Here is a 16576-nt window from a genome sequence, read left to right as displayed (position 1 = left end):
CGCGAGATCATCCCTTCACTGTACTCGACTTTCCCCGTCGATGCAAGGCACACACGGCTTAGAGGTGGGAAAACGCACACCATGTTAGGGTGAGTCGTTTTGCTTTTGTTTGAAAATGGTTGACAAAGGGCGATTGTTAAGGATATACTCATTTTCTGATTTGATTAGGGGGAAACGCGCCACACGGCGTTTATGGTTCTTGGCTTCAGAACGTCGCCTTCACCAAACACGCCCGAGCTTGCCTATAGCGCTATCGCTGGTGTTCACAGTTGTTCATCGCTCCGGCGTCTTGAATTTGCCTTTTAGGGACTGTCTGAACGGTCTATTTGTCTTGCCCCGCGCCTTGCCTCCACTCAAATCAAAACACTACCCAATAGGGGGATTTAGAATTCGTTATGGTTGTCACCAATCCTGTAGGGAATGCGGACTCTGAGTTTTTGGCGCTCTTGGAGGAATATTCTCAATTTGAGCAGCCAGACCGGGGCGACATGATCACCGGGACAATCCGGGCAATTGATGATATAGGGATGATCATTGATGTGCGGATGAAGCGCGATGCCGTTGTCTCGCGCAACGATCTGGACCGCTTGGAAGGAATGACCTTCGAGGTGGGGCAGGAAATTCAGGTCGTCGTGATTCATCACGAAGATCAGGATGGGAACATGGTCGTATCCGTTTCGCAGGCGCGGGCAGGCGAAGACTGGGTGCGGGCAGAGGCGCTGATGAACGCCGGGGAAATCCACGAAAGCATCGTTGCCGATGCCAACCGGGGCGGTCTGATCGTCCCCTTTGGCAACTTGCGGGGGTTTATTCCCGCCAGCCATGTTGCCGATCTGCCGCGTGGTTTGGATGATGAAAATCGCAAAGACTTCATGATGTCGTTCATTGGCAAGCCCATTATCGTCAAAATTATTGAAGTGAGCCGCAAACGCCGCCGCTTGGTGATGAGCCAGCGCGACGCCGCCCGCGAACGCCGCGACAGCAGCAAGGAATCGCTGTTGGAAAACCTTAAAGAAGGCGAAGTTCGGCGTGGGCGCGTCAGCGGGCTGCGCGATTTTGGCGCGTTCGTTGATCTGGGCGGGGCGGATGGCTTGATTCACATCAGCGAGTTGGCGTGGTGCCGCGTGAAGCACCCCCGCGAAGTGTTGAATGTGGGCGATGAGATCGATGTTTACATCCTCCGGCTGGATCAGGACACAAAACGGATTGGGCTGTCGCTGAAGCGTCTGCAACCGAACCCCTGGTCGTTGGTCGATACGCTTTACCATGTTGGGCAGGTTGTTGAAGGAACGGTCAGCCGTGTTGCCCAGTTTGGGGCGTTTGTCAGCCTAGAGCCGGGCATTGAGGCGCTGCTTCATGCCAACCAGATTACCGACCCCGCCCCCGAAGACCCCACCCTTCACCTCCGTGATGGCGAAAAGCTGTTGATGCGCGTGATCAGCATTGAAAGCCACCGTCAGCGTTTGGGCTTAAGCCTGAAAGACGTTACGGACGAGGAACGCGAACGGTGGGCGGCGGGCGGCGGTGTTGATGAACCTGAGGCAGGGCAGCAAGATATCCCCAATATAGAAACCCCAGACGAACTGTCCCCCGTTGAATCGGAGAGCGTCTGAGTCTAGCGTGACTCTCCAGAGTCCTGTAGAATAAGATTTCTGGCACATACACGGCGAAAGCGGGCGCGTGCGTCCGCTTTCACGTTTTAGGGAAACCCACTATGAGAGGGGGTGAATGCATATGGCGAAAGTCGTCCTCCGCTCGAACGAGTCGCAGGAACAACTCTTAAAGCGCTTCCGTAAATCGGTGGCGAAGAGCGGTATCCTCAGCACGGTGCGTCGCAAGCGTTGGCATGTGTCCAAAAGCGAACTGCGTCGCATCCAGAAGAAGAAGGCGATCCGTCGGGCGCGTCGTAAACAACAACGTACCTACGGGTAGGTCATCCCTCACCCCGGCGCCCGTGCCTTAAACACGGGCGCAACAGGGAACGAGGGTGGATAACCCCCCACGAGGGGATTAGGAGTGATATGATAGGAGCAGTATGCCGAAAAACGATGATAGCAAGATAGAAGTTGAAGGGACCGTCATTGAAACCCTTCCTAACGCCCACTTCAAGGTGAAGTTGGAGAACGGTCACGAACTCTTGGCGTACCTTTCGGGGAAGATGCGCAAAAATTACATCCGCATCTTGCTAGGGGATCGGGTGCGCGTCGAACTCAGTGAGTATGACGTGACACGCGGGCGGATCACCTTCCGCTTCATGCGGCGCGGTCCAAGTCAAGACGACCAGCAGCCTTAAAAGGCGGATACGCCGCGAAAATAGGGATTTTCCCACACCTTGCCCGCCGATAGCGGGTTTTTTGTGCTTATCATTCATTTTCTGAGGGAGTGCCTTTCATGAATCTCGGCTGGGCGATCCGCTTGGCGGCACGACGCTTAGCGGCGAATTGGCGAACATTGCTGACGATCATAGCTGGTGTGGTTCTGGCGGCGGGGGTGGGGGCGCTGATTCCGCTCTATTCTGCTGCTGTTGCCCAAGTGAGCATGGTTGAAGCACTGGCAAACCACCCCCTCAATGAGGTCAACATCACCGCCAGCGTCGCTCTTGTCCCCCGCAAATCCGGCTATAGCGAACGCCTTCCGGCGTATGATCAAACCTTTCGCGGTATTCTTCAGGATGCCTTCACCCCCTTTCCCGGCTGGCTCAGCCTAATTACGGCATACGCCGAAACAAGCGCCCTTGATGTGATCCCTCCCACCGAGGATGCCTCCGCTAGCCGCGCCTTCCTTGCCTATTATGAAGGCTGGACGGAGCGCGTCAGCTTGATCAGCGGGCGCTACCCCACCGAAGCACCTAACGACCCCGCTGCCGATGTGGAAATTGTGATTCCCTTCGAGGCGCACAACAATTTGAACCTCCCCCTTGAGAGCATCATTGTTTTAGATCAGGGCGGGGCGCGGGGCGGGTGGGATAGCAGCCGGAACATTCGCGCCCGCATCGTTGGCGTTGCCGAGCCGCCTCCCATCGGGCGCGATCCCTATTTCATGTCCCCCGCCCCGACGCGCTACACCTCTCTGAAGGGCGATTACGCTGCTGAATACCCCGTCCTGACAACGCGCCCCGACCTAGAGCGCGTCGCCACCCAGTTCATCCCCGATACACCGACGCGGGCGGGCTGGCGGGTTGGCTTTGACCCAACGGCGCTCTCCTTCACGGCGCTGCCCGATGCACGCCGAGCGCTTTTGGGCGTATTCAATGGCGTAAAAGGGGCGCTCAGCGCCGATGGCGAGTTTGATCTTGCCTTCCTTTACGCGACCAAGCTGATTGACTATCAGGTGACGGGTGGCGAAAGCCGCGATGTTGGGCATCTCTTGGCGTTTGAAATGGCGATTCGCTCCCTTGATGCGCCGTTTGGGCTGCTGCTATTGCAGATCGGGGCGCTTGTCTTGTTCTTTCTGATCGTCACCGCCGCGCTTGTTCGACGGGGGGAACGGCGCGAGATCGCCATGCTCCAAAGCCGGGGAGCGGCAGATCGTGGGGTGATCGTTGTGCGTGGCTTTGAGGCATTCCTGATCTGCACAGTGGGGGCAGTGGCAGCGCCCTTTTTGGCACAAGGGCTGCTGGTTGCCATCACGCCCTTTTTCGCCCGTTACCCCAATCTTCCCCTCGCCCTGACGCCCACCGTCTTCCTCTACAGCGCGGCGGCGGCGGCAGCAGCATTTCTCGCCCTGATCAGCACATTGCGCCCCGTCCTGCGCCTCCCCCTCATTGCAGCGGGCGGGGCTGCCTCGCGTAGCGGACGGCAAGCGTGGTGGCAGCGCTATTATGTCGATGTGATCGTCGCCGTTTTGGGCATGGCGGCACTCCTTCGCCTTGTTGGGCGGGAGACGCCCCTTTTTAGAACGGCGACGGGCGGCAGCGCCAGTGATCCCTTCTTGCTCCTTGCGCCTGGGTTGCTGTTCCTGGGGTTGGGGAGTATTCTGCTGCGCGTCTTTCCGATCATCGCGGCGGGTGCGGCGCGATTCTTAGCAGCCGGGCGCGGCTTGATCGGATCGTTGGCAACCTGGCAGTTGGCACGGGAGTCCCTCCATTATGGGCGGATCACCTTTCTCTTGGCGCTTGCGGTGGGCATTGGTTGGTTTGCCACCAGTTTTCGGGCGACGGTGGATCGCAGTCAGAGCGATCAGGCACGCTATCGGGTGGGGACGGATGTTCGCTTTAACGAGCGTGATGTAACGCTGAATGCTGCCCGCGCCCGCGATCTGGAGCGCTACGAGGCGCTCCCAGGGGTGGCGACGGCGGCGATCTCGTGGCGGCGGGCAAACCTGAATGTGCAGCCCAACGCGGGCGATGCGGCGCTTTTTGCCACCCTCTTTGGCGTTGACCCAGCACACTTTGGAGAGGTCATTCATTGGCGTCCCGACCTCGGCACGGTGGCGCTTCCAGAGCCGGTGGAACTACCCGAACGAGGGGTGCTGCTCCCCTTCGCACCCGCACAGTTAAGCCTTTGGGCGCGGTTTGATATGCCCTCCTTCGAGGGGCGCTTTTCCGCCGATGTGGATCGCTTGCTTAACCGCATCACCTTAAATCTGCGCTTTTTAGATGCCGCTGGTGTGTGGGTGAACATCCCGCTCACATTGGTGGAAACAGAGTATGTCAGCACGGGGGCAGTCCAACCTGGGGCGGGCGGCGGCGGTGACTTCACCACCAGTGGGTGGGTGCGCTACGTGGCAGATGTGGCGGCACTGGCACACCAACCCACCGCCCCCTTGCGCCTGATCTCCATCCATTGGACGCATCGCGGACGGAGCGCACAAGGGGAGCGCTTCCTTCGCCTGACCTTAGCCGCACTGCGCGGGCGGGAGGCAAATGGGGCATGGCAGCCGCTTGATCTGTTCCGCGATGAACGGTGGGCGTTTGCCTATGATTCCGGCGCGTTCAGCGAAGGGACAGTGGTGAACACGCGGGAAGATCGCGGCGATAGCTTGGTCGTCCAGTGGGATCAAACGGCGGCGACAGCGCGAATGGGTGTGTTATTGAATTACCTCCCCCTCCGTGAACTCCCCATGATCGCCTCGCACAGCCTTGCTGAACGGCTGCGTTTACAGCCCGGGCAGCGCTTTACCACACGCAATGTTGAAGGGGTGGCAATCACCTTCCGCTTTATAGGGGTGCAAGCGTACTACCCGGCGCTCTTTGACGCCACGTTACAAGAAGACGTTTGGCGCGAGGATGCCGAACGACAGGCGTTCCTGATCACAGATCGGGATACCTTGCTCTACACCCTTAACCGCCGCCCAAGCGCTGCCTTATATGCTGATGAGGTGTGGATCAAAACGCTGCCTGGGGTAGAGGCTGAAAGCATTCTCGATGCCGCCCGCCCTGCAGATCGGACGGCGGCGCTCTTGAATCCGGTGACACTCTCCGGGGCGCTGGTGACGCTCCAAACCGACCCACTGAGTCGGGGGCTATTGGGCTTGATGCTCCTCGCCTTTCTATTGGCGATGGCGCTCAGCATTGTGGGACTAACGACCTATACCGCCCTCACCGCCGTAAACCGAAAAAGCGAGTTCGGCATTTTACGAGCGTTGGGGCTGCCCTCGATGGGCGTGATTGGGCAGCTTGCCTTCGAGGTTGCTTTTGTCGTGGGCATGGGTGTAATCTTGGGTGCGGCACTCGGCATATTGCTAAGCGATCAAGTTGTGCCGCGTCTGGCGCTGGATGCCAGCGGGTCGCAGATCACGCCGCCCTTCATCGTGGCGGTGGAAACAGTGGCACTGGCACAGTATGGCGGCGTCTTGGCGGCGGTGATCCTCGGCGTTGTGGTCTTTAGCTTGTTCCTTGTGCGACGGCTCTCGCTGACGCAAACCCTCCGTTTGGGAGAGGATTAGGGGATGTTAACAGTGTACGCCGCTAAAGCAGTGGGCTAAGGCTGACCACCCCTTCGGGGCTTGGAAGGCACGGCATTGTGGATTCAAGCCCCAACGGGGTGATCATTCCTAGCGCGGGCGTTTTAACCCCGCGCTGCGCTGAAAGTAGCCACCCCGTACACAAGGATAGGGAGTTCTGAACCAGAAACGTCAACACAGCTTAGCCTTCCTCCACCGTCTGCCCCTCACCCTCCCTCTTAGCGGGGCAGGTGCAGCAGCCGATCATCAACGGCGCGGATGGTTCGAGCCAAGATCGCTGGCAGGGGATCATCCCCGAAATAGGCATCGGAGACGGCATCGGCAAGCGGCGCCCAATAGGCGCTCATCTCATAGCGGTTGGGCAGCGAAATCCCCTGTTCAAACTGCGCGTGGATTGCCGCAAGCAGCGGATCGTCTTTCCCCACAACCGGATTCACTGGGATAGCACCCGCTTTCGCCGCCAGCGATTGGGCGTCTTGCTCCGTAATGAAGCGGGCGAAATCGAGCGCAGCATCACCCTGCACCGCACCCAAGCGCACGTAAAGCGCTTGGGTACGCACAAAAGGACGCCATATCGCCCCCTTCACCGTTGGCAGCGCCAGCACCCCTAGCCTATCGCCTAACGCGGCAGCATAGTTCCCAAGCGTCCACGACGAATCGAGTGCAAAGGCGGTGTTGCCCGCCTTGAATCCCTCGCGCCCGCCGTTCAGGGCAATCCCCGCCGCCCCGCGCAGCGCCCGTAGGTAGCTGAGGTAATCGCGGAATGCCGTCCCCACGCTCAGTTGGTTCACCCCTGAGTCGTTGATAATGATCCCCCCAAAGGCGTTGTAGATTCCCGCTGTGGGGTAGACGCCAAGCGTCAGTGCCAGACCTATTTTCCCTCCCGCCTCATAGGTTTTGGCGGCGGCGAACAAGGCGTCATCGGTGGTGGGCAGGTCGCCGGTGACGAGGGCGCGGTTGTAGAAAAGAAGCGTCCCCTCCATCAGCAGCGGAATCCCCACCGTGCGGGCATCATAAGAGACCGTTTCCCATGCGCTAGGGATGATCTGGGCGCGGAAGTCGGGGACGATTTTAATATCCAATTGGGTGAGCAAACGGGCATGAATCAGGCGCCCGGCGAGATCAGAGGGGGCAATGAGCGCATCAGGGAGGGTCGTCTCGCTTAGGAGCAGCGCCTCCATCTGATGAAGTTGTACCGGGCGTGCCTCAATTTTCACCCGCCCTTCGCGGGCGGTCTCGTAAGCGCCGATCCATGCCCCTATGAGCGCCTCATCAGACAGGGTGTACCATACCCGCACAAGGCGTTGGGCAAAGGCGGGGCGTGCTGTGACGCCAACGGCAACCATCGTCAGGCTGATCGCGGTGAGAATCAAAAGTAAGCGGCGAGAGAAGGGTATCATAGGAAAAATTTCACAGTTCATGCCGAGATCACTCCCTCCATGATACACTTGAATCAAGCAAGGAACACGATCTTATGCCACTTGAACTACAACGCGGCGGCGAATCAGTGTTTTTCCCCGGCAAGGCGGCGGGCGGAATAGGCTGTTTGGTGGTGCATGGGATCACTGCCTCGCCCCAAGAAATCTACTGGTTGGCGGAACACCTTGCCAAAGGGGGGCATACGGTGTTTGCCCCACGCCACCCCGGACACGCCACCCATCCCCGCGATATAAAACGGATGCGCTGGCAGGATTGGTACTATGGTGTCTTGGATGGCTATCACATGCTCCGTCGCCTGTGCGATCAGGTCGTTGTCGTTGGCTTTTCGATGGGCGGCTTGTTGGCGCTGCACCTTGCCGCTGAACAAGCGCTTGCCCGTTTGGTGGTGATTGCCGCGCCACTCGTCTTGGATAGCCCCACATGGCTGCCCTTCCTTGCCCGCCCCTTTGGGCTAACACTCCTCACGTTTGACCGCGAGGCTGATCCGATGCACCACCGCATTTTGGCGATGCAGCGTGAACGGGGCGAACCAACCACCGGACGGGTTGCCTACTACCAGCACAGTGCGGCGGGCATTGTCCAACTGCTGCGCTTGGGGCAGGCGGTCTCGCCGCTGCTCGGCAGTATTCGCAGCCCCACCTTGCTGATTTACTCTGAAAAGGATGATGCCGTTCCTTTTCGGAACATGGCGCTCCTCCAAAGCAAGCTGACGGCAAGCGCGGGCGTAGAAACGCTGACCCTCCACGAAAGCAAGCATATCATCACCAGCGATATTGAATATGAGCAGGTTTATTCGGCAGTGGCGCAGTTTGTAGGGAAAGCCTCCCAACCCTAAACCACCAGAGGACGAGCAAGGGAAAGCACAACAACCATGACGATGACCATCCCCTATGGCAAAACACATCTTGATCTGGCGCTCCCACCAGACGCCGATGTGACGATTCTTCAGCCCCACGCCACGCCCCCCGCACCAGATGCGGCGGAAGCCGTCCGCGCCGCGCTGGAATCGGTGGATTGGGCGCGGCACACTGGCGCACGTTCGGCGGCAATCGCTATCAACGACAAAACCCGTCCCGTCCCGCATGATGTGCTGCTCCCGCCGCTCTTGGAGAAGCTGCACGCTATCGGCATTCCCCGCGAACGGGTGATCTTTTGCATTGCCAACGGCAGCCACCCCCCCATGACTCCCGACGAATACGGGATGATCCTTCCCGCCGCCATTCACAGCCGCTACCGCATCATCAGCCACAATGTCGATGACGAGGAGAAGATCATCCGGCTTGGTCTGACGCGCTTCGGAAGTGTCGTCTCCATCAACCGCGCCTATTTTGAGGCGAACCTAAAGATTGTGGTGGGAAATGTTGAACCGCATCAGTTCGCCGGCTTCAGCGGGGGGGTGAAATCCGCCGTGATCGGGCTTGCCGGATGGGACACAATCACGAAAAACCATCAGATGATGACTCACCCCCAAGCGGGCTTAGGTCTTTATGACGAGAATCCCGTCCGCCAAGATATTGAGGACATGGGTCGGGTGGTGGGAATTCACCTTGCCCTGAATGTTGTCATGAATGGGCAGAAAGAGATCGTGCAGGTCTTTTGCGGGACGCCGGATCGCGTCATGCGCATGGCGATTCCCCTCGTCCGGCAGGTCTACGAACTTCCCGTCTCCGCGCCCTTTGATATTGTCATTGCCAGCCCGGGCGGGCATCCCAAAGACCTGAACATCTATCAGGCGCAGAAGGCGCTTGGTCATGCTGTGAAGGTCAGCCGCGAGGGGGGGGCGGTGATCCTCGCCGCCGCCTGTACAGAGGGGTCGGGGAGCAAAAAGTACGAGGCATTCCTTGCCGCGCTTGCCCCCCAAGACCGCACCCATGAACGGGTGATCGCCACCTTCACCGCGCAAGGCTACCGTGTCGGACCACACAAGGCGTACCAGATTGCCCGTGACAGCCTGAACCGGCGGGTCATTTGGATCACCGATCTGCCCGATCCAGATTTTTACTTAATGGAGAGTACACTCACCCTTCGCGAGGCGCTGCGGCGGGTGTACCCCGATTGTGGCAAGCGGATCGCAGTGATTCCCTATGCCAATGCAACGATTCCAACCGTACAAAAATAAGCAAAGGACAATGATCATGAAGGTGTGGCTGGATACGGCAAACTTAGACGAGATTCGAGAAGGCGTATCGTGGGGGGTGGTGCGCGGGGTGACAACAAACCCCACCCACATTGCCAACGCAGGTGTCACCAATTTTCGGGATCATATTCTGCGGATCATCGATCTTGTAGAGGGACCGGTGAGCGCCGAAGTGGTCAGCACGGATTGGGAAGGGATGGTACGCGAGGCGGAACAGATCGCCCGCTGGTCGCCGCACGTCGTCGTCAAAATCCCCACAATTATTGAGGGGCTGAAGGCGATGAAGGTCGTCAAAACGTTTGCCACGATCAACGCGACGCTGATTTTTACCTCCAATCAGGCATATATGGCGGCGGCGGCGGGGGCGCATTACGTCTCGCCCTTCATCAACCGCTTGGACGTGATCAGCCAAGATGGGATGCAGTTGGTGCGCGATTGTGTCCAGATTTTCAAGAATTACGGGTGGAACACCGAGGTTGTCTCTGCCAGCATCCGCACCGTTCGGCAAGTTCAAGAGTGCTTATTGGTCGGCTCGCAGATTGTGACCATGCCGCTCAGCATCTTGCGACAGATGATGGATCACCCGCTCACCGAGATTGGGCTGAAGATGTTCCTCGATGACTGGGCAAAAGTTGCCCCCCTGTTGGCGCAAGGGGAGAACGCCTAGCACGTCCTTACACGGCGGCGCGGGGCGGAAGCTGATCAACCTTGTTGGGGTGGGGGGAAGCGGCAGGGTTCTTTTTCACATGCAGTACCCTCACTGGTTGGGCTGCAACCAGCCTTCTTACAAGAAGGGCGGGCGTCGTTCGTTTACCCTTTAGATCACCACCGCCTAGCCCATCGGTAAGTATATCGTGATAAGCGGGGCTGCCAACCACTAAGGGGCAATCTCCTTGAAAAATGGTGTAGACAAGACGGAGCGTACAAGCAGCAGAACATGGCACAATTCATCATAGAGGGGGGACACCCCCTGAACGGCGAGGTTGAGGTGGGCGGGAACAAAAACGCCGTCCTCAAGCTGATGGCAGCATGTCTGCTGACCGATGAGCCGATGACGTTGACCAACGTCCCCGCCATTGGTGATGTGCGCGTCATGCTCGATATTCTGCGCGGGTTAGGGGCAGCCGCCGATTGGACGGGCGAACGCCGACTGCTGATCCACGCCCACAACCTACACACCCACAAAGTGAATCCGGCGCTTGCGGCGAAAATGCGGGCGTCTATCGTCCTTGCCGGCGCACTTTTGGGGCGTTTGGGGGCGGTGGAACTTGCCCCGCCCGGTGGGGATATGATCGGGCGGCGGCGCTTGGATACACATGTCATTGCCCTCCAAAAACTTGGCGCGTCCATTGACGCAGGCAGCGGCTTTAGCATGAACGCCGATGGTCTGCGCGGGGCGGAAATTGTCCTTGACGAGGCAAGCGTCACCGCCACCGAAAACGCGATCATGGCGGCGGCGCTGGCACGGGGGACAAGCGTGATCCACAACGCCGCCTGCGAACCACACGTTCAAGACCTCTGCCGGATGATCGTCAAGATGGGCGGGCAGATCGACGGGATCGGCTCAAACCGGATCACCATTCAGGGTGTGGAAAAACTGGGTGGCTGCGAATTTCGCGTTGGGGCAGATTACCTTGAGGTGGGCAGCTACATCGGCGCGGCGGCGGTGACGGGCGGTGAGGTGCGCATCAAACGCGCCGACCCGCAGCACCTAACGATGATTGATCTCGTCCTGCGGCGTTTAGGCGTCAATCTCCTTGTTGAAGGGGAGGATGTCCTCATCCGGCGGGGGCAGCCACTGGCGATTCTCCCTGATTTGGGCAACCGCATCCCCACGATCAAAGCACAGCCGTGGCCCGCCTTCCCCTCCGATTTGCTCAGCGTCATGCTGCTGATTGCCACCCAATCTGCCGGCGCGGTGTTATTCCACGAATGGATGTACGATGGGCGGCTCTATTTCACGGATCGTCTCGTCAGCATGGGGGCGCGGATCGTCCTGTGCGATCCACATCGGGCGCTTGTGCAAGGACCTACCGCCCTTCGCGGCGGGCTGACGATCAGCAGTCCCGATATTCGGGCGGGGATCACTTTGCTCTTAGCGGCACTCTGTGCGCGGGGGGTGACGACGATTGGTAATGTGGAGCATATTGATCGCGGCTACGAGCATATTGAGGCAAAACTGACCCGCTTAGGGGCAGTTATTGAGCGCGTTCAGGATGAGCGGGGGTAGTAGGGACGCCCCGACCCCGCGCCGTCGCCCGCCGCTAAAGCAGCGGGCTGAACCCAGCCACCCCTACGAGGCTTGAAAGGCAACACGGTGCATCGCGCACCCTTCTTTAAGCCCCAACAGGGTGATCATGCCTAGCGCGTGGACTTTACCCCCGCACCCCCACCCGTAGTGACGCCCCCTGGGGGCGTTCGCTCACATTCGTCGCCCCCCCTCTTCCCCCATGTTCTCAATGGGCAAGCCGAAGAACCGCTCAAAGATATGCCAGCGCCACACCCACCGCTGGATGATCACCCAAATCAGGACGATTCCCCCAATTAAAAGGTAGTGCGCGGGCGGCAAGACGATCAACTCAAAGAAACGGCGCGTCGGTTCAAGGGTGGCGATCACCCCGTAGCTCAGCGCCATAATCGCGGCGAGGATCGTTGGGCGCTTATCTGGGCTGAGCGTATCCCCCCCCACGAAAAAGGGAATCGGCGGCTCAACGAAGATCAGCAGCAGCAGTCCGGTGAGGATGGTGAAGGTGGTTAGGGCGGTGCGGGCGACGAACCCCGCTTTTTCAAGGGGGACTTCTTCATTCGCGGAAAGCTGCGGAGCGGCGCTCACATAGCGTTGGAAGGTTGCCGTATCCGTCGGGCGGAGGTCAAAATTCAACTGCCCCTGATAGACGCCGAGGTAAAAGACAAGGTAGACGATCAAGCCAAAGAGTGAAACGGTGACTGCCGAGGGGATGACGAACAGCGCCACCGCTTTCGTCAGGCGGATTTTCGGCACTTCGGGACGCGCCCACGCCGCAAGGAAAAAGGTCGGGATGCCAACAGTGAGCAGTGTCAACAACGAGACATGGGTCGGAATGTAGGGAAAACCCGCCCCCACCACAGCACAAGCGAGGATCAGCAAGCTGACAAACCCCGCCCGCGAGAGGAACAAGCGCAGCACATCGTACATCCCGCTGACGATGCGCTGACCCTCCAAAAGTGCGGGCGGAAGCGCCTGAAAGGAATCGTTCAGCAAGACAATATCGGCAACGCCCCGCGTGGCGGCGCTCCCGCTTTGCATAGCGATTCCCAAATTTGCCTTTTTCAGCGAAAGGACATCGTTCACGCCGTCCCCGATCATGGCGACATAGTGCTTGCGGCTCAAAAGCGACCCCACAAGGCGCTCTTTCTGCTGCGGCGTGATCCGCCCAAAGACGGTGTTTTCCTCGGCGGCAGTGTCAAAGGCAACATCATCCATCGCCGCCAAGTCCGTCCCGCTGATCGCCTTCAGATCACCGGGAAGCCCCGCCTGTTTTGCCAGCGCCGCCACCGTTTCGGGGTTATCCCCGCTGATGATCTTCAGGCGCACGCCCGCAGCGGCAAAGCCCTTGAGCGTTTCCTGAAGGTGTGGGCGAAGTTCATCGGTAAAGGTGACGATTCCAAGAGGTGTTAGGCGTGGGGGCAGGGCAGGCAACCCCTTCTGATCGAGGAGAGTTATCGCCTCTGGCGCATGGGCAAAAGTGACCACCCGCAAACCCTCCCCCGAATAAGCGGCGATTTTTGCCTCAGTTGCCTTGAGTGCCTCCTCACCGAGGTGGATCATCGCCGGACGGAGCATTTCCCACGCGCCGAGGAAATATGCGCCCTTCAGATGCGGATGATCGGCTGACTCCCCCTGAAAGATCATCGCGCTCCACTTGAGCGCAGAGGAAAAGGGGACTTCCTCCCGCAGCGACAAGGCTGCCCCGCTGAGCGCGGCGGCGACTGCCTCACCCGTTTTGTTGTTAGCGGTGGCGCTGTGGGCAAAAGCACCGAGGATCGCCAGCAGTGACTCTTTATCGCCGTTAAGCGGTTCAACCGAGGCGTAATGAATTTTGTTCGCGGTGAGCGTCCCTGTTTTATCCATACACAGGATATTCACGTTGCTCAGCGATTCTACCGAATTTGTTTGCTGCACAAGCGCCCCCCGCCCGACGATGCGCAAAATGCCAAGCGCATAGGCGACGATGATCATCAAAAACAGCCCGTTGGGGATAATGCCCGCCGTGACCGCCGCCATCTGGACGCTGCGCACTAGGGGGACTTGGTAGAGTATGGCGGAGACGAATAGCAAAAAGCCGATAAACGCCGCCATCGCCATGAGCAAGCGGACGAAAAAATCGACATCCTTTTGGAGCGGCGTCTTTTGGATTTTAAAGGTGCGGGCGCTGGTGGCAATTTTGTAGGCGTAACTTTCTGCGCCGACCTTCTGCGCCTCGAACTGGGCGCTGCCATTCACGACGAAACTCCCCGACATCACGGCATCGCCTGCGCGTTTCCCCACAAGGTCAGATTCGCCCGTCAGAAGGGACTCATCAACATCAATCTTGCCCTCGCCAACAAGGGTGCCATCGACAACGATCTGATCGCCCGCCCGTAGGACGATCAGATCGCCAACAACGAGTTCGGAGGGGTCTACCGTCTTTTCTGCCCCATCGCGGATCACGGTGATTTGGGGGCGGGTAAGCAGGGCAATCTGGTCAAGTTGCCGTTTCGCCCGCGATTCTTGATAGACCCCGATGGAAATATTGACAACAATCAAGCCGACGCTGACGACGGCATCGGTGAAGCGCCCCAACGAAACCAGCACAGCACCGATAAAAAAGAGAATATTGTTGATGAAGGTGAAAGTATTCTGGCGGAAAATTTGGGCATAGGAACGCCCCGTCTTTAACTCAACGTTGTTGCCTTGCCCACGCTCGCGTCGGGCGAGAACTTCGCTCTCGGTTAGCCCTTGTACGGTAATCGGTGCTGTCATGGAGAATTCGCTCACTCGCTTTGCTGATGGTGATCCCCCTCAATGATAGCCTGAGATGGGAAATGCATGGGAAGGCTGAGCGCGGGTGGGGATGAGAGTAATGGCGTACCATCTACCTTTGTTCGCCTAAAGTGGGTGGATTCGCTACACTTTTCGGTAACGTCGCTTGAGAACGAAACGCTTATCAACGTATGGATCACGCACCAAGCCAAGCCCTGCCTCACCTCTTTCATATTGATGCCGAACACATCGGGATTCGGATTGTTATTCCGCTGGTGCTGGTAGGGGCGTTCATCTTACTGTTCATTGCCTTTTCTTCGGCATTCACCACCTCTGTTGAAGGCGGGTCGCTGAACTGTTTTGCCATGATCCTTGCCGCGTTTGCGGCGGTGGGCGTGGCAACGGTGGCGGATCGCCTGTTGAAACGGGTGTGGCGCAGCGGACGGGCGGTCACTCTAGATGTGGATGAACTGCGCTTTAGCGATAAGCGCAAGGGCGCAGGGGGCGATTTGCGTATTGCGCTCCACCGCCGTGTGAATCTTCTGGCATGGCGTTTCACGGTGAAACGTGGATCGGCGCGTGTCCCCCGCAACTGGATCATGTTGGGCTGTCAGATTGCCCAAGATGACACCCAACTGACGCTGTTCACCTTTGCCCCCTCTAAAGAAGCAGATGCCCCCCGTTACGCCAATTTTGTCCAACTCATCCTCCGTTCTGTCCTCGAAAAAGGCGATGTCCCGCTCCGCGAGGCGACCAAACAACGCCGCCTGCTCCGCGCTGAGGATGAACGCTGGATGATGGGCTATGAACTCCACCGCGAGGATTTCGCCACCCTGCTGGACACCCTCGCCCAACACGACCCAAGCTGGCAAGAGACACCCTAAGCCTTGTAGTAGCAGGCTAGAAACGACCTTCGAGGAGGCGCACAGATGGTACAGCCCCCCTTAACAATTGGCATTGAAGAAGAATACATGATCGTAGACGCCCAAACGCGGGCACTCTCCTCGTCTGTCACGGAGATGTTGGAGAAGGGGCGGGAACTCATTGGTGACCAACTGAAGGCAGAGTTCATGCAATCTCAAATTGAGATTGGGACACGGGTCTGCCGTGATGTTGCCGAGGCACAGGGGGAACTTATCCGGCTGCGGCGGACGGTGAACGAGATTGCCAGCCAGTATGGGAAGCGCATCGCCGCCGCCGCCACGCACCCCTTTTCCGAAGTACACGGGCAGAACATCACCCAAGCCGAGCGCTACCAAGACCTGATGAACGACCTTCAATATGTGGGGCGGCGTTTGCTCATCTTTGGGATGCACATCCATCTGGGCTTTGGCACAGACGATGCCTCCCGCGAGCTAACCATCGATATTATGAATCAACTGCGCTATTTCTTGCCCCACATCCTCGCCCTTTCCACCAGTTCTCCCTTTTGGCATGGGCGCAACACCGGGCTGAAAAGCTACCGCTGCGTGATCTTTGAAAATCTCCCCCGCACCGGTATTCCGCCCATTTTTACCAGTTATCATGAATACGATCACATGGTCGATGTCTTTGCGAAGGTCGGCTCACTCTCGAAGGGGGGCTTGAAAGACCCCTCCCGCATTTGGTGGGATGTCCGCCCCTCGCCACGTTTTGGGACGCTGGAAATTCGCGCCGCCGATGTTTGCACAACGGTGGAGGAATCGATCTGCATCGCCGCCGTCGTCCAAGCGATCACGGCGAAGCTGCTCAAACTACGGGGGGGAAACCAATCGTGGCGGCTTTACCGCACCGAGTTTATCAAAGAGAACAAGTGGCGGGCGTCGCGCTATGGCATAGAGGGGGAGTTGGTCGATTTTGGCAAGGAAGAAGCTGTTCCTGTGCCGCAGTTGTGGGAGGAAATCCTCGAACTTGTCGATGATGTCGTCGATGACCTCGGCACGCGCAGCGAGGTGGCGTATGTGCGGACAATTTTGCAAAACGGCACCAGCGCAGATCGCCAGCTTGCCACGTACTATCAGGCGTTGGACGATGGCTGCACAAATGAAGAAGCGCTCAAACTCGTCGTGGATCGTTTGGTGACGGAGACTATCCCCGACCCTGCCGAGTGACCT

Annotated in this window: 13 protein-coding genes; 10 read left to right on the top strand and 3 right to left on the bottom strand. The window is 58.6% G+C overall.

Annotated features, from left to right (window positions below; translation table 11 throughout):
• The first annotated feature begins 395 nt into the window (after nt 1-395).
• From HS103_12935 to HS103_12920, 4 genes are all read left to right on the top strand, one after another.
• Nucleotides 396-1613 (top strand): S1 RNA-binding domain-containing protein, encoded by a 1218-nt coding sequence (locus HS103_12935; protein MBE7513705.1) that lies wholly within the window; start codon nt 396-398, stop codon nt 1611-1613.
• A 121-nt stretch (nt 1614-1734) separates the two neighbouring features.
• Nucleotides 1735-1932 (top strand): 30S ribosomal protein S21, encoded by a 198-nt coding sequence (locus tag HS103_12930; GenBank protein ID MBE7513704.1) that lies wholly within the window; start codon nt 1735-1737, stop codon nt 1930-1932.
• A gap of 103 nt (nt 1933-2035) precedes the next feature.
• Entirely contained in the window at nt 2036-2293 is a 258-nt protein-coding gene (gene infA / locus HS103_12925) for a translation initiation factor IF-1 (GenBank protein ID MBE7513703.1), read from the top strand.
• Between the two features lie 98 nt (nt 2294-2391).
• Nucleotides 2392-5886, top strand: coding sequence for an ABC transporter permease (locus tag HS103_12920; protein ID MBE7513702.1), 3495 nt, complete (start codon nt 2392-2394; stop codon nt 5884-5886).
• Between the two features lie 236 nt (nt 5887-6122).
• On the opposite strand, the gene HS103_12915 is transcribed toward HS103_12920, so the two are convergent.
• Entirely contained in the window at nt 6123-7304 is a 1182-nt protein-coding gene (locus HS103_12915; protein MBE7513701.1) for an extracellular solute-binding protein, read from the bottom strand.
• A 74-nt stretch (nt 7305-7378) separates the two neighbouring features.
• On the opposite strand from HS103_12915, the gene HS103_12910 reads away from it, so the two are divergent.
• The 3 genes from HS103_12910 to fsa are packed head-to-tail and all read left to right on the top strand — an operon-like array spanning nt 7379 to nt 10148.
• The gene (locus HS103_12910) at nt 7379-8179 is read left to right on the top strand and encodes an alpha/beta fold hydrolase (GenBank protein MBE7513700.1); all 801 of its coding nucleotides are present in this window, start codon (nt 7379-7381) and stop codon (nt 8177-8179) included.
• 36 nt (nt 8180-8215) lie between these two features.
• Complete coding sequence (larA, locus tag HS103_12905; GenBank protein ID MBE7513699.1) at nt 8216-9463, top strand: nickel-dependent lactate racemase; 1248 nt, start codon at nt 8216-8218, stop codon at nt 9461-9463.
• Between the two features lie 16 nt (nt 9464-9479).
• Nucleotides 9480-10148: a fructose-6-phosphate aldolase gene (gene fsa / locus HS103_12900; GenBank protein MBE7513698.1), complete on the top strand. Its 669-nt coding sequence runs from the start codon at nt 9480-9482 to the stop codon at nt 10146-10148.
• 7 nt (nt 10149-10155) lie between these two features.
• On the opposite strand, the gene HS103_12895 is transcribed toward fsa, so the two are convergent.
• On the bottom strand, nt 10156-10359 hold the full coding sequence (locus HS103_12895) for a hypothetical protein (GenBank protein MBE7513697.1): 204 nt from the start codon (nt 10357-10359) through the stop codon (nt 10156-10158).
• Nucleotides 10360-10418: 59 nt separating this feature from the next.
• On the opposite strand from HS103_12895, the gene murA reads away from it, so the two are divergent.
• The gene (gene murA, locus HS103_12890; protein MBE7513696.1) at nt 10419-11711 is read left to right on the top strand and encodes a UDP-N-acetylglucosamine 1-carboxyvinyltransferase; all 1293 of its coding nucleotides are present in this window, start codon (nt 10419-10421) and stop codon (nt 11709-11711) included.
• 192 nt (nt 11712-11903) lie between these two features.
• On the opposite strand, the gene HS103_12885 is transcribed toward murA, so the two are convergent.
• The gene (locus tag HS103_12885) at nt 11904-14483 is read right to left on the bottom strand and encodes an HAD-IC family P-type ATPase (protein MBE7513695.1); all 2580 of its coding nucleotides are present in this window, start codon (nt 14481-14483) and stop codon (nt 11904-11906) included.
• Nucleotides 14484-14674: 191 nt separating this feature from the next.
• On the opposite strand from HS103_12885, the gene HS103_12880 reads away from it, so the two are divergent.
• Nucleotides 14675-15367, top strand: a complete 693-nt coding sequence (locus HS103_12880; GenBank protein ID MBE7513694.1) for a hypothetical protein — start codon at nt 14675-14677, stop codon at nt 15365-15367.
• A gap of 45 nt (nt 15368-15412) precedes the next feature.
• On the top strand, nt 15413-16573 hold the full coding sequence (locus tag HS103_12875) for a carboxylate-amine ligase (GenBank protein MBE7513693.1): 1161 nt from the start codon (nt 15413-15415) through the stop codon (nt 16571-16573).
• The last annotated feature ends 3 nt before the right edge of the window (nt 16574-16576 follow it).

It is taken from the genome of Anaerolineales bacterium (assembly GCA_015075625.1).
Lineage (GTDB): Bacteria > Chloroflexota > Anaerolineae > Aggregatilineales > UBA2796 > UBA2796.
The sequence above is the reverse complement of the archived record's forward strand: the minus strand, read 5'-3'. Positions and strand labels throughout refer to the sequence as shown.

What these genes read in the sequence shown, in the direction of transcription:
- murA (MBE7513696.1), top strand. Translation starts at nt 10,419, where the DNA reads ATGGCACAATTCATCATAGAGGGGGGACACCCCCTGAACGGCGAGGTT.
- HS103_12935 (MBE7513705.1), top strand. Translation starts at nt 396, where the DNA reads ATGGTTGTCACCAATCCTGTAGGGAATGCGGACTCTGAGTTTTTGGCG.
- HS103_12880 (MBE7513694.1), top strand. Translation starts at nt 14,675, where the DNA reads ATGGATCACGCACCAAGCCAAGCCCTGCCTCACCTCTTTCATATTGAT.
- HS103_12910 (MBE7513700.1), top strand. Translation starts at nt 7,379, where the DNA reads ATGCCACTTGAACTACAACGCGGCGGCGAATCAGTGTTTTTCCCCGGC.
- infA (MBE7513703.1), top strand. Translation starts at nt 2,036, where the DNA reads ATGCCGAAAAACGATGATAGCAAGATAGAAGTTGAAGGGACCGTCATT.
- larA (MBE7513699.1), top strand. Translation starts at nt 8,216, where the DNA reads ATGACGATGACCATCCCCTATGGCAAAACACATCTTGATCTGGCGCTC.
- HS103_12930 (MBE7513704.1), top strand. Translation starts at nt 1,735, where the DNA reads ATGGCGAAAGTCGTCCTCCGCTCGAACGAGTCGCAGGAACAACTCTTA.
- fsa (MBE7513698.1), top strand. Translation starts at nt 9,480, where the DNA reads ATGAAGGTGTGGCTGGATACGGCAAACTTAGACGAGATTCGAGAAGGC.
- HS103_12875 (MBE7513693.1), top strand. Translation starts at nt 15,413, where the DNA reads ATGGTACAGCCCCCCTTAACAATTGGCATTGAAGAAGAATACATGATC.
- HS103_12915 (MBE7513701.1), bottom strand. Translation starts at nt 7,304, where the DNA reads ATGATACCCTTCTCTCGCCGCTTACTTTTGATTCTCACCGCGATCAGC.
- HS103_12885 (MBE7513695.1), bottom strand. Translation starts at nt 14,483, where the DNA reads ATGACAGCACCGATTACCGTACAAGGGCTAACCGAGAGCGAAGTTCTC.
- HS103_12920 (MBE7513702.1), top strand. Translation starts at nt 2,392, where the DNA reads ATGAATCTCGGCTGGGCGATCCGCTTGGCGGCACGACGCTTAGCGGCG.